Source organism: Saccharomonospora iraqiensis subsp. iraqiensis, from assembly GCF_000430445.1.
Classification (GTDB): domain Bacteria; phylum Actinomycetota; class Actinomycetes; order Mycobacteriales; family Pseudonocardiaceae; genus Saccharomonospora; species Saccharomonospora iraqiensis.
In genome coordinates this window covers 1-1,630 of record NZ_KE387049.1, presented here as the reverse complement: position 1 = coordinate 1,630, position 1,630 = coordinate 1, and the positions used below count along the sequence as shown (strand labels likewise).

The following is a 1,630-nucleotide window of genomic DNA, read 5'->3' as shown; positions in this document are numbered from 1 at the left end:
CGGCAGCGGGGGCGGTGGTGGACGAGGGGGCGGCGGTCGACGCGGCGTCGGTCGCGGCGGCCACCTCCGTCCCGGTGTCGGCGCATTCGGTGCTGCGTCCGAGCTCGTCGGTGTCCCCGGGAGCGTCACCTCCCGGATGCCCTGATCTCCCCGGTCTCCCCATGGGAGTCAGTGTGTCCCGGACGGCACACCCCGGACATCAGGGATCATCCCGGAGATCCTCGCGCGGGGCGGATCCGGTGGAGACCATGCCACCGTCAGCGGTCACCGGGCCATTTCCGTCAGTGCGGTGCCCGTGGGGTCCAGACGAGGTGCGGGAGGAAGAACTGGGTGAGCGGGCCGATGGCGAGTGCGTAGCCGACGGTGCCGACGCCGACGGTCCCGCCGAGCAGCCAGCCCACGGCGAGCACGGTCAGCTCGATGCCGGTGCGCACGAGGCGGACCGACCGCCCCGTCCGGTCCGCGAGGCCGGTCATCAGTCCGTCGCGGGGGCCGGGGCCGAGGCGGGCACCGACGTAGGCCGCCGTGGCGAGTGCGTTGAGCAGGATCCCGCCCACCAGCAGGGTGACCTGCCAGGGCAGCGACCGCGCGTCGGCCAGGACCCACCGCACCACGTCGACGGTGACCGCGATGACGAGCACGTTGGCGACGGTGCCGACACCCGGGCGCTGCCGGAGCGGGAACCAGAGCGCCAGCACCCCGACGGCGGTGACCGCGGTCACCGCGCCGAAGGTCAACGGGGTACGCCCCGCGATCCCCTCGTGCAGCACGTCCCACGGGTTCAGACCGAGGCCCGAGCGGGTCATCATCGCCATGCTCGTGCCGTACAGCACCAGCCCGGCGAACAGTTGCGGGAGTCGACGCGCCGGGGCGGTGGTGACGGGCACCGGGCGCAGATCGGCGGAGGTCACGGAACCACTGTCGCCCCGCCTGCGGTGCCTCTCCAGAGCCGGTCCGGGCCGAATTGGCCCGCAAGAGGAGGAGCCGGTGCGCCGGATGCGAGGTAGTGCCGTCACTCCAGGGAAAAGGACGGTTGTGGCATCCGGCGCACCGGCTCGTCGCCGTGCCCGGGGGAGGGCACGACCGCCGCGGGCCGGTCCCGGCATCGCCCCTCGCCATGCCGGAACGGGCCCTGCGGCTCAGGTCCGCGTCGGTGCGGTGTTCCGGCTCGGCGCGGTGAGCGGGAACAGCCGACGCGTACCAGGGGGCCCCGGTGCCGCGGGGGCAACGCGGCACCAGGACCGGGACCCGTCACGACCGGGCGCGGTCGGTCGAACGGGAAGCATCGAAGACACGAGAACGAACCCCTGCTGAACGGAATCTGCCGAAATGACCGGGAGGCTCACCGGGGCACGCGAAGAAAATGATCTTGAAAAGACACGCTGCGCCCGGCGGAATCGGTATCCGTCAGTCGGGTGAAGTCATGGGACGGGTCGACTCCGTGTCGACCGCGCGCTTTCCGTGTTCCCGGCTGACGCCGAGCAGTCGCAACTGGGTTCCGGTCGGCTGGTCGGCCAGGATCGCGTGCTCGGTGCGCTGCCCGCCCGCGTTCCCGTGCGGGGAGGCCGCGAAACCCTGGGTGCCCGCGAACGCGGCCGGGGTGGCGGGGGCGGGGCTCTGCGGAGCGCCC

Annotated in this window: 1 protein-coding gene and 1 pseudogene; both read right to left on the bottom strand. The window is 72.9% G+C overall.

Translation table 11 applies throughout. From position 1 onward, the window contains the following. Positions 1-281: 281 nt before the first annotated feature. Complete coding sequence (gene yczE, locus ACTIR_RS26245; protein WP_034238236.1) at positions 282-911, bottom strand: membrane protein YczE; 630 nt, start codon at positions 909-911, stop codon at positions 282-284. A gap of 496 nt (positions 912-1,407) precedes the next feature. Continuing rightward, positions 1,408-1,630: pseudogene (locus ACTIR_RS26240) on the bottom strand (hypothetical protein); the annotation flags it as partial.